The following is a 23,847-nucleotide window of genomic DNA, read 5'->3' as shown; positions in this document are numbered from 1 at the left end:
CCGCCGCGGGGGCGGCAGGGGCCCACTGATCGGTCCGCGCCGGGTCCGCGCCGGTCCGCGTCAGCGCGCGACGGACGCGGCTTCGGCCGCGGCGTCGGACGGCGCGCCCGACCGGTAGCCCTTGACGCCCAGGCACGCGGCGGCGGCCATCACGATCACCACGATCGGCAGCGCCATCGTCGGCCGCATCGCGTGGACGAAGCCGTGCGTGAACACCTGCCCGGCCAGCTCCTGGACGCGGTGCGCCACCGCCGGCGGGACGCCGGGCGGGAGCTTCTGCTCCGCGCCGCTCTGCCCGGCGCCGACCTCCAGGCCGCCCTTGGCCGCCCTGGCGAAGCCGTCCACGAAGCCGCCCCGCACGTCCGGCGGGAGGGCGGTGGAGCGGGTGGCCGCCTCGTCCTTGAGCGAGGAGGCGAGCTGGTTCTGCAGGATGGCGCCGACCGCCGCGCTGCCGAGCACCGACCCGATCTGCCGGGTCGTGTTGTTGACGCCGGACGCGGCGCCCGCGAGCCGGGGCGGAACGTTCCGGGTCGCCTCGGTCGCCATCGGCGCGAACACGCCGCCGACGCCGAGCCCGCACAGCACGAACGGGGCGATGAACGACGGCCAGCCCATGCCGACGTCCACGATCGCGACGAGCCACAGCATGCCCGCCGCGTAGAGCAGCAGGCCCGCCATCAGGATGAACTTGCCGCCGATGCGGTCGGACATCTTGCCCGCGACCGGCGCGAGGAACATCGAGACGACCGAGGACGGCGCCATCACGAGCCCGGCCTTCAGCGCGCTGTAGCCGAGCACCGACTGCATGTAGATCGTCATCGGCAGGAACATGCCGATCATGCCGACGGACACGGCCGCGCCGACGAAGTTCAGGATCGTGAAGTTGCGGTCGCGGAACAGCGAGAACGGGACGAGCGGCTCCCCGTCCTGCTGGGAGCGCTGGTAGATCCCGAAGATCACGAACAGCGCGAGGCCGGCCGCGATCAGCCCCCAGATGCCCTCGTTCCACTCGTACTTCTGGCCCTCGGTGAGCGCGAACGTCAGGCAGAACAGCGCGGCCGAGGCCAGCAGCACCCCGGCGACGTCGAAGCGGTGCCGGACCGACGGCGTGTGCGCGGGCAGGATCGGCACCGCCATCGCCAGCACCAGGATGCCGATCGGCAGGTTCACGAAGAAGATCCACCGCCAGTCGAGGCTCGTGACCAGCAGGCCGCCGACCGTCGGGCCCGCGATCGTGGACACGCCCGCGACCGCGCCCCAGACGCCGAGCGCGGCCCCGCGCCGCTCGGCGGGGAACACGTTGATGATGATCGACATGGTCTGCGGCATCAGCAGCGCCGCGCCGAGCCCCTGGACGGCGCGGGCGATGATGAGCTGGGTCGGGTCCTGGGAGATCCCGCAGGCCAGGCTGGACACCGTGAACACCGCCACACCGGCGATGAACAGGTTCTTCTTGCCCAGCAGGTCGCCGAGCCGGCCGGCGGTGATCAGCAGCACCGCCAGCACCAGGACGTAGGCGTTGACGACCCACAGGACCTGGTCCAGCGAGGCGTCGAGTTTGTCGATCATGCTGGGGATCGCGATGTTCACGATCGTGAGGTCCAGCAGCGTCATGAAGAACCCGAGGGAGAGCGTGAGCAGGATCGCCCACGGGTTGCCGCGCCATCTACTCATGAGGTCCCCTTTTCGGTGTAGCGCGCGTTGTCGTCGTCGTGGCGGCCCCCGTGGTCGCCGGGCGGGGCGCAGCAGGTGGGGCCGGCGCCCTCCTCCCAGGTGAGCCGCCCGGCCTCCAGGTCGTCGGCGAGCCCCCTGACGAAGTCCAGCTCGGCCCGCACGCGCGCGATCGTCCACTCGTGGTCGATCAGCTTGTAGCGCTCCAGCCCGCGTTTGAGCAGCGAGTCGTTGACGGTCTGGTGGCCGGCCAGCTCGGCCTCAAGGGCGAGGGCCCTGAACCGCAGCTGCTGCTCGACCTCGCGCTCGGACAGCAGGTTGAGGAAGGCGAGACCCGCGCCGAGCAGCGGGAACTCCTGGGCGGGCTTGGCGAGCAGCTCGGCCAGCCGGTCGCAGGCGGCGTCGCGCCCCGCGACCGTGACCGCGTAGACGGTGCGCTCGGGACGGCGCCCCTCGCGGCTGGTCTCCAGCGGCTCGATGAGTCCGGCGCCGGTGAGCCGCTCCACCGTGTGGTAGAGCGAGCCGTGCGTGATCTTCACGGCGCTGTCGTAGGCGTGGTCGCGGATGCGCTGCTGCATCTCGTACGGGTGCATGGGCCCGTCACAGAGCATGCGCAAAACGGCCAGCGCTAGCGGCGTGAGGGGTCGGGACATGGCGGTGCCTTGTGGTCGAGGTCGATTAGTCCAACCAGACTAATCCATCTAGACCGCAGTCACTACATATTATTCATGTCCGACATGTCGTGCCAGGTCAGCGCACGGAGTCCACCGCGTTCGCCGCGCCGTTGCGGGTGACGTAGTCGCCGATCCGGTCCTCCCGGACGGCGCGGAACAGCTCCCGAGCCCGCCCGTCGTCCAGCAGCACGACGCTCTGCCCGGCGCGGGTGCCCGTCCCGGCGACCGGCGCGGTGAGGTACTCCATCAGCGAGATGCGGGTCAGCCGCCGGGCGAGGCCGCGCAGCGTCCCGGACGACACCGAGTCGTCCACGCTCACCGACCGGGTCGTCGCGCGGACGAACCGGTCGATCCTGATCGGGTTGCGGGTGTCCATCGCCTTGTCGGCCAGCGCGTGCAGGAACGCCTGCTGGCGCTTGATCCGGTCGAGGTCGCCGCCGGGCAGGTTCCAGCGCTGCCGGACGAAGTCCAGCGCCTGCACGCCGTTCAGGTGCTGGCGCCCGGCGGGCCAGGTGCGGTCGTGCATGGGGTCGTGGGTCTTCTGGGCGACGTTCACGTCCACGCCGCCGAGCGCGTCCGTCATCTTCACGAAGCCGCCGAAGTCGAGCGCGGCGTAGTGGTCGACGCGCACGCCGGTGAGCTGCTCGACGGTGCGGATCAGCAGCGGCGGGCCGCCGTAGGCGAAGGCCGCGTTGATCTTGGTGGTGCCGTGCACGGGGACGGCCGCGTAGGCGTCCCGGGGGAGCGCGACCACCGACAGCCGGTCGCCGCGTCCGGCCAGGTGGACGAGCATGATCGTGTCGGCGCGGGCGCCCATCGAGGGCTGGTCGGCGCGCCGGTCCGACCCGATCAGCAGCCAGTTCTCGCCGCGTCCGGAGGCGGGCCGCCCCTTCCCCTCGGGCAGCGCGCCCGCGATGCGCCGCACCTGCCCGTCGTAGGCGCGCTGCAGCAGGTAGGCGCCGCCGCCCAGCAGCAGCAGGGCGCCCACCGCCAGCGCGCCGCAGCCGATCAGGACCCGGCGCCTTCTCCCGCTCTCCAGCATGCGCCCCACCCTGCCCGCGCCCGCCCGTCCCGGCGGTGCGACGGGCAGGCGGCGGGCAAGACTTTGACGAACCTGGGGCTTCCCTGAGCCCGCTGTGGGGCGCGGCTTTCGCTGGTCGGGCCGGTCCGCCGCGTGAGGCGGTGTCAGTCCTTGAGGGCGATCTCCAGCCGGTCGAGCGCCCAGTCGAGGTCCTCGCGGCCGATCACCAGCGGCGGCGCGAGCCGGATCGTGGTCTCGTGCGTCTCCTTGGCCAGCACGCCGAGCCCCATCAGCCGCTCGCTGACGGGACGCGCGGGGCCGGCCAGCTCCACCCCCGCCCACAGCCCGCGCCCGCGCACCTCGCGGACGACGTCGCCGGGCAGCGCGCCGAGCCGCTCGTGCATGTGCGCGCCCAGCGTCCTGGAGCGTTCCTGGTACTCGCCGGTCCGCAGCATCGCGATGACCTCGCGCCCGATCGCGCAGGCGAGCGGGTTCCCGCCGAACGTCGAGCCGTGCTGGCCCGGCTTGAACACCCCGAGGACGTCGCGGTCCGCGACCACCGCCGACACCGGCATGATGCCGCCGCCGAGGGCCTTGCCGAGGATGTAGACGTCGGGGACGACGTCCTCGTGCTCGACCGCGAACGTCGTGCCGGTGCGTCCGAGGCCCGACTGGATCTCGTCGGCGATCATCAGCGCGCCGTTCTCCGCGCACAGCTCCCGCACCGCGCGCAGGAACCCGCTCGGCGGGACGTTCACGCCCGCCTCGCCCTGGATCGGCTCGATCAGCACACCGACGGTGAGGTCGTCCATCGCCGCCTTGAGCGCGTCGACGTCGCCGTAGGGGACCGTCCGGAACCCGGGCGTGTACGGGCCGTAGGAGTCCTTGGCGTCCGGGTCGGTGGAGAAGCTGATGATCGTGGTCGTGCGGCCGTGGAAGTTGCCCTCGAAGGTGATGATGTTGGCCTGGTCGGCGGGGACGCCCCGCACCTCGTAGCCCCACTTGCGGGCGGTCTTCAGCGCGGTCTCGACGGCCTCGGCGCCGCTGTTCATCGGCAGCACCATGTCCTTGCCGCACAGGTCGGCCAGCTCGGTCACGAACGGGCCGAACTGGTCGTGCTCGAACGCGCGGCTCACCAGCGTGACCCGGTCGAGCTGGCGGCGGGCGGCCTCGGTGAGCCGGGGGTTGCCGTGCCCGAAGTTGACCGCCGAGTAGGCGGCCAGCATGTCCAGGTAGCGGTTCCCCTCGACGTCGGTCAGCCACGCCCCGTCGGCACTGGCGACCACGATCGGCAGGGGGTGGTAGTTGTGCGCGCTGTGCTCCTCGGACATCGCCCGCAGCTCGTCGGTGGTCGTCACGACGCTCCTTCGCGCTCGGCCCCGGCCGGCCCGGCCGGGGGCATGCCTGGGACACCGGGCGGCGGCCCGGTGCCTGGAAGGGGGTGGCCGGCGGGGAGGGGGTGGCCGCCGGTCCACTTCCCAGCGTATGTTCGGCATCAATCGCCGACCAATGATGAAAACCGACTTCGGGGGTGTTATTTGTTGCGTCTTGACGACCTGGACCGTCGGATCGTTGCGCGGCTCCTGGAGGACGGTCGCGCCTCCTACGCGCAGATCGGCGCGGCCGTGGGGCTGTCGGCCCCGGCGGTCAAACGCCGCGTGGACCGGCTCCGCTCCGACGGCGTGATCAACGGCTTCGCCGCCGTCGTGGAGCCGGCCGCGCTCGGCTGGACGACGGAGGCGTTCATCGAGATCTTCTGCACCGGCGCGACGTCGCCGGAGCAGATCTACTCCAGCGTGCGCGGCCATCCCGAGGTCGTCGCGGCGTACACGGTCAGCGGCGACGCGAGCGCGCTCGTGCACGTCCGGGCCCGCGACATCCAGCACCTGGAGCAGGCGCTGGAGCGGCTGCGCCGGGAGGACAACATCACGGCGACCAAGACCGCGATCGTGCTGTCCCGGCTGATCGGACGCCCGATCGACGCGCCGTCCGCGTGAGGCTCAGCGCCCGCGCCGCAGGTCGGGGCGGGTGGCGGGCGGCCCGGCGAACACCCCGGGCGGGGGCGGCGCGGCCGGGGGCAGCATGACGGGCCGGGTGGAGCGCCCCCATCTCGGCGCCGGGACCGGACCGGCCGCGGCGGCGTCGTCGCGTCCCGGCGGCTCGGCGAGGTAGGCGGGCAGGAGCGCGGCGACGCCGGAGGGCAGCCAGCCCGGCCGGGGCGCGTCCCCGCCGAGTTCGGCGAGCGGTTCGGGGTGGTCGCCGGCGAGGATCCGCGCGAGGGGGCCGCGCAGCTCGTCCGGGCAGGCGTCGAGGCCCGCCCCGTCGTCGTGGACGGCGCGTCCGGTGGCGGCGTGGAGCGCGACGCGTCCGAGGTGCGGCACGTCGTCGGCCGGCGGGCCCGCGGGGTCGGGCGCTCCGAAGGCGTCCAGGCGCGGCCCGGCCTCGGTCAGGCGCACGGCCGAGGCGGTCAGGTCGCCGTGCGCGGCCCCGGCGTCGTGGAGGGCCTGGAGCGCCTCCGCGAGGGCACGCGCCAGCGTCCGCACGGCGGTGACGGGCAGCGCGCCCGCCTCGGCGACCGCCCACGCGAGCGAGGGTCCGGGCGCGTGCTCGGTCGCGACCCAGGCGCCGGTCTCGTCGGCGTGGCCGTCGAACACGGCGGCCAGATACGGGCTCCGGGCCCGCTGGACGGTGGTGATCCGCGCCTTGAGGCGGCTCCGGAACCCGGCGTCGTCGGCGAGCCGCGCCGGGAGGCGCCGGACCGCCAGCCGCACCCCGCTCTGCGTCGTCGCCAGATAGACCGTTCCCGCGCCGTCGCGGAGCCTGGCGAGCACGCGGTAGCCGCCGACCAGCGCGGGATCGCCCGGACGGAGCGGCTCGCACGCGGGCGGCGGAGCGGGGGACTGCATCGGGGCCCTCCTGGGAGACTGGCCGGGTGCCGGCGGCCTGATCGCCCGATGTTAACCTCCGGGACGCGCGGAGGGGGCCGCCCGCCGCCGATCACCGAACGGCAGGTCTCGCACTGATGGACGTCAAAACCGCCGACCTCATCGACGACTTCGGCGACGAGCTGCGCAGTTGCGAGACGCAGTTCCGGCAGTACGGGGCGCGGCCCGCCTTCGCCGGGCCGGTCTCGACCGTCCGCTGCCGCCACGACAACGGGCTGGTGAAGCGGCGGCTGAGCACGCCGGGGAACGGCGGCGTCCTCGTCGTGGACGGCGCGGGCTCGCTGGCGGCCGCGCTGCTGGGCGACATGATCGGGGCGGCGGCCGTGGCGCACGGCTGGGCGGGGGTGCTCATCAACGGCGCCGTCCGCGACGTGGCGGAGCTGCGCACGCTCGACCTCGGGGTGAAGGCGCTCGGCTCGAACCCGCGCAAGAGCGTCAAGGACGGGGCCGGCGAGGAGGACGTCCCGGTGTCCTTCGGGGGCGTGGAGTTCCGTCCCGGCGACTGGCTCTACAGCGACGAGGACGGCGTCGTCGTCGCGAACCGACAGTTGCGCTGACGTCGCTGTCCGCTGCCCGAAAACGGATGGAGCCTCCCCGTCTGGGCGGTTCATGCCAGTACTCTCCCCGCAAGCTCGTACAAGTCGGCCATTGAACAGGGGATGGCCCTGTCTTTACCTTCAGGCAACGACTGAGACAGGGGAGACATGCGCGCCAAGAAGACTCTGTTGGTTCCGGCGGCGGCGTTGACGCTGCTGGCGGGACTCGCGGCCGCACCGGCCGCCGCGCAGGCGAGACCTCCGATCCCGGAGCCCACCGCGAACCCGTGGCAGATGCGGCACTGGCCGCAGACGCAGCCGTGGCAGCGCGGCCAGGAGACGCGGGCGTTCGCGAAGAAGGGGGACCCGCGCCCCATCGACCCGCAGAACTACGAACTGCCGGACACGATGACGTGGGACGACTACAAGCCGGTCCCGGACACCTCGTGGTCCGACTCCTCCCGCAAGGGCTCGATCAAGAACTTCAAGGGCGCGGTCGTGCTGGTCGACTACGCCAACCAGCCGTTCGTGGTGACGCAGCCGAAGAACTCCACCATCTTCGGCAACCCGACCGTCGTCGGCGACGTGCCGCGCGCCAAGGTCGCGAAGTTCTACGAGGAGTTCCTCAACAAGCCGCAGAAGCTGAACAACGGCCACACCCTCCACGAGTACTGGATGGAGGACTCCGGCGGTCGGTACGGGGTCGACCTCACCGGTTTCGGCGCCTACAAGATGCCGGCCAAGGACCACGAGTACGGCGTGGACGACATGCAGGGCGGCACGGGCTGCCCGGCCGGTGACACCTGCCGCCGCGACATCCGCAAGGACGCGCGCGCCGCGTGGATCGCCGACGTCGGCGAGGAGGAGGCCAAGAAGTTCGACTTCGTCTTCTTCCTCAGCGCCGGGCAGGACGAGTCGTCCACCTGGCAGGAGTTCGGCCAGATGAAGTTCAACACCAAGGAGGACGTGCCGCCGGAGTGGGGCTCGGGCGACCCGGCGCTGCCGAACTGGGTGCAGACCCGGTACGTCCCGTGGACGTCCTGGCAGGCGGGCTCCACGATCTGGCCGAACGCCGTCACCGGCAGCTCCACGCAGGCGGAGAGCTCCGGCATGGGCGTGTTCGCCCACGAGTTCAGCCACATCCTCGGCATCGGCGACAACTACAACAACCCGTACGGCGTGCCGCCGCGGCGCGCCTACACCGGCCCGTGGGAGATGCTGAGCCGCGGCAGCTTCAACGGCCCGGGCGGCCCGCACAGCCGCTGGACGATCCCGGCCACGAGCGGCGGGTCGATGGGCGCGCAGCACACGCTCCGCAACAAGCTGAAGCTCGGCATCGTCGACCCGGAGAAGGTGCTCCAGCTCAACCGCGACACGCTCGCCCAGGACGGGACGGTCGTCGCGAAGGTCACGGCGCGCGCCGTCGAGCCGGGCAAGGGCGGGCTGGCCGGCATCAACCTGAAGTTCGGCACCGGCGGCGACAAGAGCCCCGGCTGCAACCCCTCGACCGACCCGCTGTGCGACGGCGACGCCAAGCACAAGTACGACAACTACACGGTCGAGGTCGTCGACCGGATGGGCTTCGACTCCTTCACCCCGGACTCCGGCGTGCTGCTGTCCAAGACCAAGAACCGCGACGACGCCCCGTTCATCTGGGTCAAGGACGCCAACCCGCAGGACATCGACAAGGTCGACTTCGTCCGCCCGGACGGCACGCCCCAGAAGATGACGATCGGCGACTACCGCCAGCTCTCGGACGCCCTCTACCACGCGGGCACGAACTCCGGCAGCCAGTACGAGTACGTCGACCAGGAGAACCGGCTGCACTTCTACGTCCTGGACCTGAAGCGCGACGACAAGGGCGTCCTGTCGTACACGGTCGCGATCCGCTCGCTGGACGGCGCGGGCTCGCAGCGCCGCGGCGTGAAGGTCGACTCCGGTGACTCGACCCCGGCCGGCTCCGGCTGGGAGAAGTGCACGATGCAGCTCAACAACAAGGGCAAGGGCGGAACCGGCTACTACGGTTCCGACGTGTTCCGGCTCAAGGCCGCCGTGAGCGGCAACGGCTGGACGACGTGGCTGCCGAACGCGCTCGCCAGCGCGCCGGCGCAGGGCGCCACCTCGGTCGAGGTCTGGGCCAAGCCCGGCCCGAACGCCGACCGCAAGGCGAAGATCACGCTCACGGGCACCTCCGAGAGCGACCCGACCAAGACCGACTCGGGGACCTGCCGCCTGCCCTGACCCCTCCATCCCTGACGGGGCGGCCTCCTATCGCGGGGGCCGCCCCGTCGGCATGCCGGGGACGTGCGGGCGACGGGACGGGTTGGCGCGGCTGACGTAATGGTCAGCGAAACTAAAGTTGCACTCCCCGGGTGATGTCGCCGCCGTCACCCGGCTCCCATCTGGGATACGTTGCGGCTTGTGATGATCATGCAGCGTAGAGTGGTGGGCCGCCGCCGTGGCGCGGCGCTCAGGCGTCCGGCCGCCGTGGTCCTCGTGGCGGGCGTCCCCCTCGCCGCCCTGGTCGCGAGCGCCGCCGCCGCGGTCCCGGCGCGCGCGGACGGCGCCGCCGCCCCCCGCCGGAGCGACATGGAACTCGGGCGCGGCCCCGGGCTGGGGTTCCCGCTGCGCGTACTCGACGGCGCGCTCCGCCGGAGCAGTGTGAACGCGCTGATCAACTCCTCCGGCCAGCGGAGGCTCGGGAGCGGCTGCGGCGGGGCGGCGGGCGTCCCGTCCGGCTCCCGCGTGTACTGCTGGGACCACCAGGACGCCACGACCGGCGTGTGGGTGCCGCAGGGCGTCACGAGCGTCTCCGACGCGGTGCGCGGCGAGCGGTGGCGCGGCGGCGGCCGGCCGCTGCTGGTGTCCTGGCACGACCAGGGCAGCACCCGGGTCACCTTCGTCAACCCCGACCGGCGCACCTACCGGCACGTCCTGCTCGTGGAGCCCGCCCTGGCGGACGGCCGCGTCACCTACCGCGACATCGACGTCCACGCCGGCGGCATCGCCTGGTACGGCGACGAACTGTACGTCGCCGACACCCGGCACGGGCTCCGCGTGTTCGACATGAGGCAGATCTTCGACCTGGCCAGGAGCGCGGCGGGCTCGACCGAGCACGACGACATGGTCGGGCTGCACGGCGGCAGGTACCACGGCCACGGCTTCCGCTACGTCATGGCGCAGGTGGGGAGCTGGCGCTACACCGGGGGCAGCGCCGGGCCGAGGTGCCGGGGCACGGGCCCGATGCGGACGTCCTGGCTCTCCCTCGACCGGACGGCCGCGCGCCCGGTGCTGATCGCGGGGGAGTACTGCCGCCCGTCCGCCCCGCGGGGCCGGGTGGTCACCTGGCCGCTGCGCGGGCTGACCGGCGACGGCGACCGCGTCCGCCCCGACTGGGCCGGTACCCTGCCCGCCGACCGGATCCAGGGCGCGCTCAGGACGCACGGCCACTGGTGGTTCACCCAGAACCGGGGGGAGCAGCGCGGGCTGCTCCTCAGCACGCGCCGCGACGGGTCCGGCTGGGGCCGCGTGACGCACCGCACCATCTCCCACGGCCCGGAGGCCCTCACCTGTTACCGGGGCCAGCACCGCATCTGGACGGTCGCCGAGCATCCGGGCAGACGCGCGCTGTGGGGCCTGACGGCGCGGCCCTGCCACTGACGGCCTCGGCGAGAAGGCGGCATGGGAAAGGCCGGTACGCGGTTTCCGCGTACCGGCCTTCCGCGCTTGCTCAGACGTTCATCGCGGGGAGCTCGGCCCCCTTCTCCCGCTCACCGGCGGGACGGCGTTCGAGCGTCCGCCCCAGGGCGACCGCGCCGAGCGCGGCGACGGCGAGGGCGACGCCGATCCAGGCCGTCGCCTCGTACCCGGCGCCCGCGTCCAGGGCCAGGCCGCCGAGCCAGGGCCCCGCGGTGATGCCGATGTTGAACGACGACACGTTCACCGCCGCCGCGAGCGTCGGGGCGCCGGCGGCCAGCGTGAACACCCGCGTGTTCAGCGTCGGGTTCGTCGCGAACCCGAACGCGCCCAGCAGGAACACCAGCCCGATCACCGGCACCGGCGACCCCATCGTCAGCGCGAGCAGGGCGGACACGGCGGCGAGGCTGCCGATCCCCACGTACAGGGTCGGGACGGCGCGGGTGTCGGCCGTCCGTCCGCCGAGGGTGATGCCGATCAGCGCGCCCACCCCGTACACGGCGAGCACGGCGGGCACCCACCGCTCGGCGAGGCCGGTCGTGTGCGTCAGCAGCGCGCCGAGATAGCTGAAGGTGACCAGCAGCGCCCCGGTGGACAGCGCCGTCGTCGCGTACGCGAGCCACACCCTCGGCGTCGCCAGCGCCCGCACCTCGTCCCGGAGGCGCGGCGCCCGCCCCTCCGGCCGCCCCGCCGGGACCGTCACGGCGACCGCCGCCATCGCCGCCGCCGACATGACCGCGACCGTCCAGAACGCCGCGCGCCAGCCGAGGTGCTGGCCGATCACCGTCCCCGCCGGAAGCCCGACGATGGTCGCCAGCGTGAGCCCGCCCGCGACGATCCCCATCGCCTTCCCGCGTGCGCCCTCCGGCACCAGCCCGACCGCCACCACCGCGGCGACCGCCCAGAACCCCGCGTACACGAACGCCCCCGCGACCCGCGTCGCGAACAGCACCCAGTACCCGGGCGTCAGCGCGCCCGCGACATGGCTCACCGCGAACAGCGCGAGGAACACCAGCAGCGACCGCCGGTGCGGCCAGCGCAGCGTCAGCACCGCCAGCACCGGCGCCCCGGCGAGCATCCCGAGCGCGAACGCCGAGATCAGCAGTCCCGCGCGCGGAACGGACACGCCGAGGTCCCCGGCCATCTCCGGCAGCAGCCCCGCGAGCATCAGCTCCGAGGTCCCCTGCGCGAAGATCGCGAGCCCCAGCACGTAGACGGCCCGTGGCATCCGGTCCCACCTCCTGTTTTAGATCGTTCAGTTCAAAATTCGGACGTGAAAAAAGGCGGCCGGTGCCGCCTTCGTTCTCCTCAGAGCGCGGTCATCGCGGTCTCCGCGATCGAGACGAGGGTCTCGTGGTCCGCGCCGCCGCTGGCGGCGACCCGCATTCCGCTGACGATCGCGACGATGTAGTGCGTGAGCGCCGCCGGGTCCCGGGCCGCGTCGATCTCCCCGGCCCGCATCCCGGCCTCGATCGCCGCCCGCAGCGCCTCCACCCGGCGCCGCTGGTCCCGCTCGACCATCGCGGCGATCTCCGGATCGCGCTGCACCATCTCCACCATCGTGTTCACGACCAGGCATCCGACCGGGTCACCGGTCTCAAGGTCGGCCGTTTGCAGCAGCAGCGTCCGCAGTTTCTCCTTCGGGGAACCGTCGCCCTCCAGCAGGTCGAGGAGCCTGCCCGTCCGCTCGTCCATGTAGTGGGCCAGCGCCCTTACGAACAGGTCGTGCTTGCTGCTGAAGGTGTTGTAGACGCTGCTGCGCCCGAGGCCCGTCGCCTCGCACAGGTCGCGCGTGGACGTCCCCTCGTACCCGGCCGTCCAGAACGCCCGCATCGCGGCGTCGACGGCCCGCCCCTCCTCGAACCTCCGCGGCCTGGCCATGCGCCCCACCGTAACAATAAAAAACCGATCAGTACAAAACTCGTCAGGTCACCAACTGGACGATCTTGGGCCGGTCGCCCGGCCGCGCCACCACCACCCACCCCCGGGGCAGCGGCTCCGAGGGGGGCGTGACCGCCCAGGTCTCCGCCTCCGGGCCGGTGCAGGGTCCGGTGATGACCGCCGGGGCCGCGAGTTCGCGGAGCTTGCTCAGCAGCGGTCCGGGATCCGCCCGCACCGTCTGCGGATGCGACATCACGAGGTGGAAGCCCGTCTGGTGACTGCTCTCCAGCAGCGGCATGACGGCACGTGTGAGATCTTCGTGACCCCGTTCCAAGAGGCCCTCGATCACCAGATAGGTCTCGGCGTTGCGCGACGGGCCGCCGCCGCGCACCCTTGTCCCGACCTCGTCCAGTAGCGCGGCCACCTCGCTCTGGGTCCGGGCGTAGCGAAGGTACCGTTCGGATACGTCGGGGGGAACGCCCGGACCGGCCACCCGGTCGATGAAGTACACCGGTTTGTCATCCGCCGGGAGTCGCTTCAGCAGCTCACCGAGAACCAGCCGCATCACGTCCGCCGCGCCGGTGCCGGGCGGCCCGGTGACCAGCAGATGCGGGTGGACGTCCAGGTCGAGCACCACCGGCTCGTCCGCGTCTCCGTGCTCGATTCCGAGCGGCAGGCGCCGCCCGCTGACCTGCGGCACCTCGGTGAGATCGGCGGGGGCTCCCGGGGCCAGGGCGAACGTCCTCTCGGCGGTGATGCCCGCGAAGCGACTTGTGAACCGGGGATGGCGCTCCGACAGCGCCCGTAGCAACCCCCGTTCTCCGCACAGCACGACCACGAGGCCCTCGTTCTCGTCCATCTGCGCCCCCAGCGCGTCGACGGAGGAGGAGTCGGCGGCCGACGGCATCAGGTCCGCGTCGCTGATCAGCATCGTGCCCGGCCAGCGGGACGGAGCAGTGGCCGGAGCGCCGCTCAGCCACCCCTTGAGAACCGTCCACGATGTCAGCATCACCCTGTCGGCGGATGTCACGCCGAGGCGGGCGAGCATCCTTCCGTAGGCCGTCGCCGCCGCCTCGCGGTCCGGCGCGAAGGGGCCCTCGAAGATCGCGTGCGGCGGGCTCGACAGCCGGCCCTCGCGCGCTCTGAGCCTCGTCTCGATGGACCTCAGCGCCGACCTGAACGGCGGCGGTACGCCCTGGTAGGCGGGCTGATCGAACTGAGGCGGCCGCAGGATCCGGGTGGGGATGCCCTGGGCTTCGAAGGGGCGTGGAGGGGAGCCGGGGGTGAGGAGGTAGGCGGTGTGCTCGGTCGGGAAGGGGAGGGTGGCGCGGCCCATGACCTGTTGGAGTTCCGCCGGTGGGAGGCGGGTGGCCGCGACGCGCCATTTCAGGAGGGGGAGGAAGCGGCGCCAGATCGTGGTCCGCTCGACCGTCGTGGACGACAGCAGCAGGTGGACGCCGAGCGGCTCGCCCCGCTGGGCGAGGGAGAGGAGCGCCTCGGCCGCGTCCCGCCTGCTGGAGGGGAAGGTCAGCGAGATGTCGGCGACCACCAGGAGGCGCCCGGACGGGCGGCCGAGGTCGCGCTCCCTCATCTCCTCCGCAAGGAAGTCGAGGAACTCGTCGAGCAGGGCGGGACGGCCGAGGAGTTCCTCGTAGTCGTGCGTGTGGTGCGGGAGGCCGATGGCCCCGCCGAGGGGATGTTCGCCGAACCCCGCGAAGATCATGTCGAGGCCGGCGGGGGAGTGGTGGGCCGCGAGCTCGGTGACGATCTCGCGCACCACCCGCTGCCGCGCCCCGGTCTCGCCGACGACGAGGCCGTGGGGCATCCGCGCGGACGCGGCGAGCGGGTCGAAGTCGTGGCCGAAGAGCGCGGGGCTCCGGGGGGCCGGCTCGTCCTGGGTCAGGACGGCGCGGGTCCGCGGGGTGACCAGGGCGAAGTGGTCGGTGCCGGCGGTGAGCACGACCGGGCCGCCGTCGCGGGGGAGAAGGGCGCGGAACGTCTCGGCGGACGTGCCGGCCAGGCGCTCGATCTCGGCCGAGACCGCTTCGAGGACGTCGCGGGTGTGCAGCGCCTCGGGGCGCGGCAGCGTGTCGAGCAGCGCCTCGCGCGCGCCGGGGACGAACTCGTAGTGGACGCCTCCCACCGGCCGCAGCAGTCCGCTGAGCAGGACCTCCGCCAGTTGCCCGGGGCCCGGGCCGCCGAGGACGCGGTGCTGGATCAGCCGCATCACCGGCAGGGACGGGACGGACACGGCGACGTGCGCGGCGAGTTCGGCGGCCGCCGGGGACGCGGCGGCCAGGAAGCGCCGGACGCGTTCCTCCACCGGCAGGTCGCGCTCGCGCCGGACCGGCGCGCCGCCGGGCGGCCGGGCCGGCAGCGTCGCGACGGCGGCGGGCTGCGGGCCCGCGCCGGAGACCAGGCGGGCCCAGGCGGCGAACCAGTGCGGCGCGATCTCCAGCACCGGGACAGGGACGCCCGGAGCCGTGGCGCCGTCGTAGGGGGTGAACAGCAGGTCGGTGTTGGGCGCGCCGGGCCGCGGCAGGACGGCGAGGCCCGGCGTCACGGGCGCGGCGGTGCGCCGCCACAGGCGCTCGGGCAGCGGCTGGAGGACCGCGGTCGGCCCGGCCTGGGCCCAGCGGCGGACGGCGCGCGCGGCCCGTCCGTCCCACCAGTGCGGGCCCGAGCAGTCGCTGAGGACGAGGACGGCGCGGCGGCCCGACGGGTCCACGAGCGTGCCGGGATCGCGGCGGGGGGCGCCGGGGGCCGAGGAGACGCGGCCAGTGGTGTCGAGGTGGCTGACGTGCACGTCCTGGAAGGAGCCCTGGCGGACGAGGACCTCGGTGAGTTCGCGGGCGAGGGGGCGCCAGAGCCGCATCGAGGGGCCGCCGTCCACGACGAGGCCCAGCGTCAGCCAGCGTTCGGGCGCGGGCACGAGGACGGGCGTCCAGCGGCCGGTGTCGGCGACGCGGGCGGCGGTCGCCTCCTCGTCCAGTTCGAGCCGGTGCCGGGACGGGACGCGCCGCTTCAGCGGCCGCAGCGCGCGCTGCACACCCCGAGGGTCCGCGAGCATCGGCGCCGTCGGGACGAGGACCTCCGCGGCCGCCGTGCCCCCGGGCCCGGTCCCGGCGACCGGACGCGGATGCAGCGCGGTGAGCGGCGACGGGACGTCCGGCACGGGCGGCGGGGACGCGGGCCGGTCCTCGACGGGTTCGGCGGGAGGCTCGGACGGCACCGGCGACGCGGGCTTCGGTGTCTCGTCCGGTACCGGGACGTGGCAGGCGAGCCACAGGATCTCGCTCAGCTCCCGCGCGTCCGGCGCCGGACCCACCGCCGCCAGCACGTCCCGGAACCGGTCGAGGTCACTCGTCATCCGCCGGGCCCGTCAGGTAGGGCATGACGCGGTCGGCGAGGGCGCGGCGGTCGGCGGCGCCGGCGTGGCGGCACAGGTAGACGGCGTTGAGGAGCTGGTCGGTGGCGAGCGTCCCCGCCGAGGAGCGCTCGAAGAACCGGCGGACGAGGTCGTCGCTGTCGTCGGCGAGCGCGCCGAGGTGCTCGCGGACGATCGCCGCCAGCTCCGCCTCCCCCGACGGCTGCCGCAGCTCCACGCTGACGCAGCGGCGCAGGAACGCCGGGGGGAACTCGCGCTCGCCGTTGCTGGTCAGCACGACCAGCGGGAACGCGCGGCAGCGGACCGCCCCGCCGGTGACCGCGACGCGCGGCCCGTCGGCCGTCATCACCTCGGCGGACGGGTCGGCGCGGCGCGTCAGCTCCGGGATCTCGTACTCGCCCTTCTCGAAGATCGTCAGCAGGTCGTTGGGCAGGTCGATGTCGCTCTTGTCGATCTCGTCGACGAGCAGGACGCGGGGCCGCGCGTAGGGGAGCAGGGCGGTGCCGAGGGGGCCCAGCCGGATGTAGCGGCCGATGTCCTCGTCCGCGGGTGCGTCGTCGCGGCCCGCCGCGTACAGCCGGGTCAGCGGGTCGTACTGGTAGAGGCCGTCGCGGAGGGTCGTCCGGCTGGTGATGGGCCAGTGCAGGACGGGCCCGAGCCCCAGCTCGTGGGCGACCGCGTAGGCGAGGGTCGACTTGCCGGTGCCGGGCGGGCCGGTCACCAGCAGCGGGCGGCGCAGGTACAGCGCGGCGTTGACCTGCTGGACGGCGTCGTCGGACGGCCGGTACGTCCGCGCCTGGTGCGCGTTCCCCGACGGCCCGGACGGCGGCGGCAGCACGGGCCCGCCGTCGAACGCCCGCCACGGCGGGGGCGGCGGCAGCCGCTCGACGGCGTCGTGGGGGTGACGGCTCCCGGTGTAGAGCAGCCAGTCGGGCACCTAGTCCTCCATCGCGAGCGGGGGGTCGGGGAAGCGGGACGGGTCGTCCCACAGCAGGGTGAGGTCGCGGCCGCAGTGCGGGCTGTCCCGGGGCGCGGTGAGCGCCTTCTTGCGGAGCGTCAGCGCGAGGCGCGGCAGGTCGCCGGGGTGCGCGTGCTCGACCGCGGCGGTCAGCTCGTCCAGGACGCGGTGGCCCCGGCAGTCCTCGTGCGTGGCGGCGTCGCAGGGCGTCCGCGTCCACAGCATGACGGGGACGCCGTTGTTGAGCGCGGCGGTCAGCCACGACTTGACCGGCCGCGACCCGTAGACGAGCACGCAGTAGTCGGTGTTGGCCTCCAGCAGGTCCTGGAAGGCCCTGCCCTTGCGCGGCGCGTCGCAGTGGATCGGACGGGGCTCGCTGCGGCCCCGCTCGGTGAGCAGCCGCCAGCGCCGGTGGGCCTGGTCGAGCCGGAACGAGCGGGGGCGCAGGCGCTCCACGTCCCGGACGACGACCGGGTACTTGCGCATCTGGATGCCGTGGTCGCGGTCGACGTACCACTCCTCGAACGGCCGGCCGAGCCAGGTCTCGGGGACGGCGAACTCGATCATCCAGTCGCGTCCGAACAGGGTGGGCGCGAGGTCGGCGACGCCCTTCTCGACGGCGCCGCGCACCCGGTCCTTCGTGACCCGCTCGGTCGAGAGGGACGGGCCCTCCCGTCCGTCCGCCCAGGTGTGCAGGGTGAGGTCGAACGCGTCGCCGTGCGTCAGCCGCTCCAGCCGGACGATCACCGACGCCGGCTCGTCGCCCGGCCGCGGCGGCGCGGCGCCCAGGTGCCGCCCCGACCAGGACGCCAGCCGCCGCGCGCGGTCCTCGGGCAGGCGCGGGCCGAGCGCCGCCAGGTAGCGGGCGAGGTGCTCGGCCGACCAGCCCTCGGCGACGTGCCGCACCGCGCCCCACGCCGACCGGAACCCCTCCAGCGGCGGACGGCCCACGACCCGCGCGAGGTCGGCGGCGAGCGGGTCGGTGAAGCGGACGCCCTCCAGCAGCCCGCGCAGGTCGCGGCGCGCCTCGGGGGTGAGCCAGGTCAGCGGCAGGAGGTCGTCCAGCTCCTCGAAGTAGTGCCGGATCCGGGTGACCGGCAGCATCCAGCCGAGCGCGGCGCGGCCGTCGCGGATCTCGGCGTTGGTCACCATCCCTATGACCTCGTGGGTGTCGAGGTCGTAGACCGCCGACCCGCTGTATCCGCGCTCCAGCCAGTCGCCGGGGCCGGGCTTCAGCTCCCACCACTCGTCCCGCATGCTGCGCTGCGCGCGGGTCGTCACGGTCGCGTGCCGCTCGCCGCCGTCGGGCCGCGCCGGGAACCCCCAGACGCCGAACTCCCGCCTGGACGCTCCGCGCAGGTCGTCCGGCGCGGCCAGCCGCGCGGGACGGCGCTGGACGGGCGCCTCCAGTTCGAGCACCGCGACGTCGCCGAGGTCGCCGGGCGCGTTCCAGTCCCCGCACGCGATCACCTTGGCGCGTTCGCCCGCGCCCGCCGCCCCGGAGAACCCGACCCGCGCCTCCGCCAGGCCCCGGACGCTGTGCGCGCAGGTCAGCAGCCGGGTCGGGGAGATCAGGAACGCGGCGCCGAGCCTGCCGCCCTCCGGCCGGCCGACCCACCCGCGCCACTCCAAGCCGTCCACGACGGGGCTAGCCCTCCTCCGCGGCCCCGGCCCCCGGCGCCGCCGGATCGCCCCAGGTCATCTTGACCTTGAGCTGCCCCTCGACCGAGGTCTTGGCGATGACGGCCCCGGCCGCGGCGTTGAGCTTCACGCCGAACTCCAGCTCCAGGGCGTCCGGCCGCAGGTCGCCGCCGCGCAGGGTCGCGAGCGCCGACTCCGCCGCGTCCCGGACGCTCCGCAGCGCGTCCTCGAACCGCTCCCTGGCGTCATGGATCACCCCGGCGCCCACCGACACCGGATCGAACCCGGGCTCGTCCGGGTCGCTCTCGACGACGACGACGCCGTGCTCGGTCCGCCAGCGCACCAGTTCGCTCACGCCCACCCTCTCCGTCCGGTGGCCAATGTAACAAGATCAGCCGCAGCGGATACGGTGCGTCGGTGAACCACGGCCACAGGAGGTCACGATGATCACGGTCGACGATGTCCGGCGGCTCGCGCTGACGCTGCCCCGCACGTCGGAGCACCTGATCCGGGACCGGGTGAAGTTCCGCGTCGGCTCCATCGTCTACGTGGCCTTCTCCCGGGACGAGACCGTGATGGGCTTCGCGTTCCCGAAGGAGGAGCGCGACGCGCTCATCGCCTCCGAGCCTGACAGGTTCCACCTGCCCGAGGAGTCGTCGCTGCGCTTCAACTGGGTGCACGCGTGGACGTCCGCGCTCGACGAGGAGGAGATGTACGAGCTCGTCACCGAGGCGTGGCGCATGGTCGTCCCGAAGAAGGTCGCCGCCGCGCGCCTCGGCCCCCCCTAGGGCCTGAACGTCAGCGGCGCCCCGCGCGGGCAGTCCACGCGGTGCGGCCTCGGCGGACCGGCCGACGGGGCGACCGTCAGCGCGTAGCAGCGCCGCATCGTGATGTGCTCGGTGCTCCAGGCGTCCTCGTGGGCCCGGCCGGACGTCCGGATGACCAGCCGCGTCCCGCCCGCGACGGGCGTCTCCCGCAGCACCTGGACGCCCCGGACCTCCGCCGCGAGGCGCCCCGCGTCCGCCGGGGGGCGGCCCGCCACCCGCGCGGCCGCGGCGCGCGCGTTCTCACGCGCCTGGTCGGTCGCCTGCCGTTCGGGGGACGGCATGAGGCCGCATCCCGCGATGAGGAGCAGGACGACCGCGATGCCCATACGTCGGCGCACACGTTCATCATGACAGCGGCCCCGCCCACGCGGACATCCGCACCGGTACCCGGATCCTCGGCTAGGCCCCGGCGGGCTGGACCTCGGCCTCCCGCTCGGCGGGCGCCGTCCCCGCCGACCCGTCCGGCTCCGGGGCGGGCGGCGCGTCCGGCCGCGGCCGCGCCCACGCGGTCGCGGCGGCGAGGCACACGAACGGCAGCGCGGGCATCAGGTACCGGTAGTCGAAGTCGGCGGTGAGCGGCGGGACGGCGAGCAGCGCCGTCCCCGTCAGCCACAGCAGCCCGGCGCCGCGCCGCGCCCGCCGCAGCGCCATCCCGGCGAGGCCCGCCAGCAGCATCACGCCGAGCATCAGGCCGCGCACGTGCACCACCGACTGGTAACCCCGGATGATGTCGGCGAACGGGCTCACGACCCGCGTCCGCCCGGACCCGTGCTCGTAGTCCGCCACCACCGACAGCCGGTCCCCGCCGCCGATCACCGGCAGCGGGCGCATCCGGTCGGGCCGGACGGGGAAGCGGTACTTGTTCTCGGTGCCCGGCTGCGGATACGGGCTGCGGTGCCAGGTGAACGTCCGGCCGAAGAAGTCGTAGGTCACGACCCGCGCGTAGTCCAGCGGCTGGTTCCTGATCGCCCACACCGCGAACCGCTGGGCCCGCGCGTTGACCTCCGGTTCGAACGGATGGCCGTCCCGCCAGCCCGTCGGCGAGTTCGCCTCCCACACCTGGTGGGACGAGGCGGGCCGGTCGCCCGGCGCCCCGTAGGGGCACAGCGAGGCCAGGTCGGGCGGCGGCCGGAACGTGTCGCAGTCGGCGAACGCGGAGGTCCGGCCCCAGAGGAAGACGCCGTCCGTGCCGGTCAGCGCGAACCGTCCGTGGTCGTGGTGGAACCAGGCCGCGTATCCGCAGAGCGGCAGCGCGAACGTCACCGCGAGCGCCGCGTGCACCGGCCACCGCGTCCGCCGGACGAGCAGGTACAGCAGCGCGATCGCGATCAGCGGCAGCCCGACCGTCCGGGTGACCGCCGCCGCCCCGAGCAGCGTCCCCGCGAGCGCCGCCCGCCGCCACCCGGTCGTGCCCGGCCGCGCCAGCAGCAGCACCGCCCCGAACACCAGCACGGTGAACAGCGTGTCCGACAGCAGCAGGTGCTCAAGCTCGATCTGGTAGCCGTCCAGCAGCACCGGCGCGAGCGCCAGCGCCGCCCAATGCCGCCGCAACCGGAAGTCGCGGACGAGCGCCCGGTACCCGAACACCGCCATCACCACGACCGCCGCGTGCTGCAACCCCGTCACCAGGTACAGGCTGTGGAAGGGCCGCAGCAGCCACAGCGCGAGCCCGTACCCCTCCGACCGCAGCGGGTGCGGGAACGGCGCGTTCGCGATACGCACGTAGTCGTAGCTGTCGTTGAACCACAGCGTCGGCGGATACCCGAGCATCGCGACCACCCGGAGCAGCACGCCCGCGAGGAGCAGCCCCGAGAACAGCCGGTTGCCCCCGACGGCCGCCCGGACGGGCGCGACCTTCGGCCACCTGGCCTTCGGAGGGGTTGGCGACACGGGACCCTAACTGTGGACGTGCGGCTGACGGATGCTGAACCGGAAGCCACCGCGGGCGGTCGGCCTCCTATGCGGTTGTCGGCTACCTCGGCGGTCGTCGGCTGCGGCGACGGCGCGGTGAACCGGGGAGGCGCGGGCCGCCCGTCCGCCCGGTTCGCGTCAAAGGGTTGTCACCGCGTCCGCCCACGCGATGGCGGCGATCATAGCAGCGCCCCCCGTGCCCCGGCCTCGCTCACCCCCACCCCTCAACCCCGCAGAACCTCGATCACCGGCAACGCCCCCCGCGCCACCGCCCCCGCTTCTTCTGGCGGGAACTCGACGCCGTTCCGCGTCGTCCTCCAGAACCGCGGCGGGACCGACGGGCTGACAAGATACTTTCCCGGCTCCAGAAGCTCTGCCCCCGGCAGGACGAGCGTACGCGTCTCGGTCCACCGGCTCCGGTAGGCGCACTCCGCCTGGATCCAGGGCTCCGTCACCCCCGTGGTCGTGGACGTCGCGGGAAGCATCACGGCCTTCCTGCCGTTCGGGAGCTCCCTCGAGGCCGCCGGGGGAGTGGGATAGAACGCGAGGATGCCCTCGTCCTTGATTCCCAGATCCCGCGCGTCGGCACCGAGGCCGAAACTGTAGCTCCTGGAGGGGCCCGTCCGAGGCCCCTCCTCGCCGAGGCAGCGGCGCCGTCCTCCGGGGCCGTACTCCACGGAGCCCAGGGTGCGCGCCCTGAACTCGATGACGAGGCGCACGTCCGTCCCAGGTTTGACGCGGGCCGGGGCCACCGACAGCTTCAGATCCATCGAGGGGGTCTCCGAAGCCGGCATGTTCGGCTGCCTGAGCAGGACTCCGGGGCGGGTGAAGGACGCGTGGATCTCACCCTGGCTCTGCCCACCGACCTGCGGGCCCGTGGGCCAGAGCAGCCAGCCGACGACCACGGCCGCGCCCACGCCGCCGATGCTCGCGGCGGTGACGCCCTTGGTGCCGCCGAGCTTGCCGAGGACGCCTTTCCCGACAGATCCGCCCGCCTTGGCGGCGAGGTCGGTGACCGCAGAGCCGGGGCCGACGAGCGCGCCGCCGAGCATCGCCAGCGGCGCGGCCGTCGCGACCGCCGCGGCCAGAGCGGCGAGGGCGAGGGCGCCGCGCCGCTCCCAGTCGGGCCCGTAGGCGCCGATGGCGGCGGTCTCCAGTTCGCCGAGGAACGCGTGCGCGTTCCAGAACCGGTCCGCCGGGTTCTTGGCCATGCCGCGCCGGACGAGCGGACGCAGCGGCTCGGGCACCCGCTCCAGCGGGATCGGGGCCCCGGAGTGCGCCGCCCGCAGCCCCTCCAGGGTCGGGGCCTCAAACGGCCGGGCGCCGCTGACGCACTCCACGAACACGCAGGTGGCGGCGTAGAGGTCGGTGGCGGGGGACGCGGCGGCGCCCGCCCACTGCTCGGGCGCCATGTACGTGGGCGTGCCGCCCACGCCGCCCTGTCCGGCGAGCACCGCGACGCCGAAGTCGATGAGCTTGCTCAGCCCGTCGTCCTGGACGAGGACGTTCGCGGGCTTGTAGTCCCGGTGCACGACCCCGGCCGCGTGCGCGGCGGCCAGGCCGAGCAGCGACCCTTTGAGCGTCGTCAGCGCCGCCTCGGGCGTGAGCGGCTCCGCACGGGTGTCGAGGACGCGGCGCAGCGAGCGGCCGCGTACGGCCTCCAGGACGATCGCCGCGCCCCACGGCGACTCCTGGTAGTGCAGGAGACGGGCGACATGCGGGTCGACCACCCGCTTCAGCAACTCGGCCTCGCCGCGAAAGGTGGCGCGGGCGGCGGCGTCGGTCAGCAGACCGGGGGCCAGATACTTGATCGCGACGGGTAAGCCGCCGGACTGGTGGCGCGCCAGCACGACCTCGCCCTGCGCCCCCGCCCCCAGCTCCCCGAGTTCGACGAACCCGGGAACGCTCCAGCTACGCGGCATCTACTGGCCCGTGTTGGTCTGGATCTCGCTCACGGTCAGCGGGACGGGCAGCGACGTCGTCGTCCGCTCGCCCAGGTCGCCGCTCGGGGGCGTGCATCCGGCCAGCTCGCACCGCCAGGTGACGTGCCACTTGATCGTCGCCGTGATCTGGTAGGAGCCGCCCGGCTGCCCGGTCGAGGACCGCCGGTAGGTGTAGTGGCACCGCTGGCCCTTCGTCCCGTCGCACTCGAACGTCTTCTCGCCCACGTTCCACTCGACGCGGTCGGCGGTCGCGGTCGCCTGGAGCCGGGGCGCCCCGATCGGCTCGGTCTTCACATCCTGCACGCCGTCGATCCACAGCGCGGTCCGGAGGCGGACGTAGGTCTTGCCGGCCGGCGCGATATGCACCTTGGGGATGGTCAGGTTGGCCGAGGCCATGGCCGACTCCACAAGCTCCCAGGTGGTGGGCGGCGCGGCGGCCGGAGGTGCGGCGCCGCCGCCGTCCACGGGGACGTATCCGACGCCCTGGTCGGGGGTGAGGCCGTCGGGGTCGGGCGGGGCCACGGGGCCGCCGCCCCCGCCTGAACCCCCGCCCGCGCCACCACCGGACGTGCCGCCGCTCTGGTGGCTGTCGGCGTTGCAGTGCACTTTGCCGTCCCTGCCCACAGAGCAGGGGGCCGCGTCGGCGGGGAGGGTGGTGAGGAGGGGGACGGTCACGGCCGCCGTGGTGAGGGCCGTGGTGAGGGCACGGCGGCGTGCGGGGGAGTGGGGAGACATCCTGTGTCCTTTGCTGAGGG

General features: G+C 73.7%; 20 protein-coding genes. 5 read left to right on the top strand and 15 right to left on the bottom strand.

The genetic code is table 11. The features are described from left to right. Positions 1 to 60: 60 nt before the first annotated feature. The 4 genes from KLI87_RS10915 to rocD form a co-directional block, all read right to left on the bottom strand. Complete coding sequence (locus KLI87_RS10915; RefSeq protein ID WP_214616864.1) at positions 61 to 1,674, bottom strand: DHA2 family efflux MFS transporter permease subunit; 1,614 nt, start codon at positions 1,672 to 1,674, stop codon at positions 61 to 63. Then, complete coding sequence (locus KLI87_RS10910) at positions 1,671 to 2,282, bottom strand: PadR family transcriptional regulator (protein ID WP_284734122.1); 612 nt, start codon at positions 2,280 to 2,282, stop codon at positions 1,671 to 1,673. Before KLI87_RS10910 ends, KLI87_RS10915 begins: the two co-directional genes overlap by 4 nt. 139 nt (positions 2,283 to 2,421) lie before the next feature. Beyond that, complete coding sequence (locus KLI87_RS10905; RefSeq protein ID WP_214616862.1) at positions 2,422 to 3,387, bottom strand: LCP family protein; 966 nt, start codon at positions 3,385 to 3,387, stop codon at positions 2,422 to 2,424. A gap of 143 nt (positions 3,388 to 3,530) precedes the next feature. Beyond that, entirely contained in the window at positions 3,531 to 4,697 is a 1,167-nt protein-coding gene (rocD, locus tag KLI87_RS10900) for an ornithine--oxo-acid transaminase (protein ID WP_214617411.1), read from the bottom strand. Positions 4,698 to 4,907: 210 nt separating this feature from the next. On the opposite strand from rocD, the gene KLI87_RS10895 reads away from it, so the two are divergent. Further along, positions 4,908 to 5,363: an Lrp/AsnC family transcriptional regulator gene (locus KLI87_RS10895; protein WP_214616861.1), complete on the top strand. Its 456-nt coding sequence runs from the start codon at positions 4,908 to 4,910 to the stop codon at positions 5,361 to 5,363. A gap of 3 nt (positions 5,364 to 5,366) precedes the next feature. Here KLI87_RS10895 and KLI87_RS10890 read toward each other — a convergent pair whose 3' ends face one another. Beyond that, positions 5,367 to 6,272 (bottom strand): hypothetical protein, encoded by a 906-nt coding sequence (locus KLI87_RS10890; RefSeq protein ID WP_214616860.1) that lies wholly within the window; start codon positions 6,270 to 6,272, stop codon positions 5,367 to 5,369. Positions 6,273 to 6,388: 116 nt separating this feature from the next. Between KLI87_RS10890 and rraA the strand changes: the two genes are divergently transcribed. The 3 genes from rraA (at position 6,389) to KLI87_RS10875 (ending at position 10,507) form a co-directional block, all read left to right on the top strand. After that, positions 6,389 to 6,868 carry a ribonuclease E activity regulator RraA gene (rraA, locus tag KLI87_RS10885; protein ID WP_156218989.1) on the top strand — a complete coding sequence of 160 codons (480 nt, stop codon included), beginning with the start codon at positions 6,389 to 6,391 and terminating at the stop codon, positions 6,866 to 6,868. 147 nt (positions 6,869 to 7,015) lie between these two features. Continuing rightward, positions 7,016 to 9,088 carry a M6 family metalloprotease domain-containing protein gene (locus KLI87_RS10880; protein ID WP_250903739.1) on the top strand — a complete coding sequence of 691 codons (2,073 nt, stop codon included), beginning with the start codon at positions 7,016 to 7,018 and terminating at the stop codon, positions 9,086 to 9,088. 180 nt (positions 9,089 to 9,268) lie between these two features. Beyond that, positions 9,269 to 10,507, top strand: a complete 1,239-nt coding sequence (locus tag KLI87_RS10875; protein ID WP_214616859.1) for a hypothetical protein — start codon at positions 9,269 to 9,271, stop codon at positions 10,505 to 10,507. Positions 10,508 to 10,577: 70 nt separating this feature from the next. Here KLI87_RS10875 and KLI87_RS10870 read toward each other — a convergent pair whose 3' ends face one another. The 6 genes from KLI87_RS10870 to KLI87_RS10845 all read right to left on the bottom strand — a co-directional run bounded on the left by KLI87_RS10870 (position 10,578) and on the right by KLI87_RS10845 (position 18,766). Beyond that, a complete protein-coding gene (locus KLI87_RS10870; RefSeq protein WP_214616858.1) occupies positions 10,578 to 11,771 on the bottom strand; it encodes a Cmx/CmrA family chloramphenicol efflux MFS transporter in 1,194 nt (397 codons plus the stop codon). Positions 11,772 to 11,851: 80 nt separating this feature from the next. Next, positions 11,852 to 12,424: a TetR/AcrR family transcriptional regulator gene (locus tag KLI87_RS10865; RefSeq protein WP_214616857.1), complete on the bottom strand. Its 573-nt coding sequence runs from the start codon at positions 12,422 to 12,424 to the stop codon at positions 11,852 to 11,854. A gap of 43 nt (positions 12,425 to 12,467) precedes the next feature. Further along, on the bottom strand, positions 12,468 to 15,794 hold the full coding sequence (locus tag KLI87_RS10860; RefSeq protein ID WP_214616856.1) for an SAV_2336 N-terminal domain-related protein: 3,327 nt from the start codon (positions 15,792 to 15,794) through the stop codon (positions 12,468 to 12,470). Then, entirely contained in the window at positions 15,784 to 16,749 is a 966-nt protein-coding gene (locus KLI87_RS10855; protein ID WP_214616855.1) for a MoxR family ATPase, read from the bottom strand. Before KLI87_RS10855 ends, KLI87_RS10860 begins: the two co-directional genes overlap by 11 nt. Beyond that, positions 16,750 to 18,411, bottom strand: coding sequence for a trypsin-like peptidase domain-containing protein (locus tag KLI87_RS10850; RefSeq protein ID WP_214616854.1), 1,662 nt, complete (start codon positions 18,409 to 18,411; stop codon positions 16,750 to 16,752). Positions 18,412 to 18,418: 7 nt separating this feature from the next. Beyond that, entirely contained in the window at positions 18,419 to 18,766 is a 348-nt protein-coding gene (locus tag KLI87_RS10845; protein ID WP_308165955.1) for a CU044_2847 family protein, read from the bottom strand. 88 nt (positions 18,767 to 18,854) lie between these two features. On the opposite strand from KLI87_RS10845, the gene KLI87_RS10840 reads away from it, so the two are divergent. Beyond that, a complete protein-coding gene (locus tag KLI87_RS10840; RefSeq protein ID WP_214616853.1) occupies positions 18,855 to 19,199 on the top strand; it encodes an MmcQ/YjbR family DNA-binding protein in 345 nt (114 codons plus the stop codon). Here KLI87_RS10840 and KLI87_RS10835 read toward each other — a convergent pair. From KLI87_RS10835 to KLI87_RS10820, 4 genes are all read right to left on the bottom strand, one after another. Continuing rightward, entirely contained in the window at positions 19,196 to 19,576 is a 381-nt protein-coding gene (locus KLI87_RS10835; RefSeq protein ID WP_214616852.1) for a hypothetical protein, read from the bottom strand. The two genes, KLI87_RS10840 and KLI87_RS10835, sit on opposite strands and share 4 nt — an antisense overlap. A 61-nt stretch (positions 19,577 to 19,637) precedes the next feature. Further along, positions 19,638 to 21,128, bottom strand: a complete 1,491-nt coding sequence (locus KLI87_RS10830) for a hypothetical protein (protein WP_214616851.1) — start codon at positions 21,126 to 21,128, stop codon at positions 19,638 to 19,640. 245 nt (positions 21,129 to 21,373) lie between these two features. Beyond that, positions 21,374 to 23,071, bottom strand: coding sequence for a serine/threonine-protein kinase (locus tag KLI87_RS10825; protein ID WP_214616850.1), 1,698 nt, complete (start codon positions 23,069 to 23,071; stop codon positions 21,374 to 21,376). Next, positions 23,072 to 23,827, bottom strand: coding sequence for a hypothetical protein (locus KLI87_RS10820; RefSeq protein ID WP_214616849.1), 756 nt, complete (start codon positions 23,825 to 23,827; stop codon positions 23,072 to 23,074). Positions 23,828 to 23,847 lie beyond the last annotated feature (20 nt).

It is taken from the genome of Actinomadura sp. NEAU-AAG7 (assembly GCF_018603865.1).
Lineage (GTDB): Bacteria > Actinomycetota > Actinomycetes > Streptosporangiales > Streptosporangiaceae > Spirillospora > Spirillospora litoris.
The sequence above is the reverse complement of the archived record's forward strand: the minus strand, read 5'-3'. Positions and strand labels throughout refer to the sequence as shown.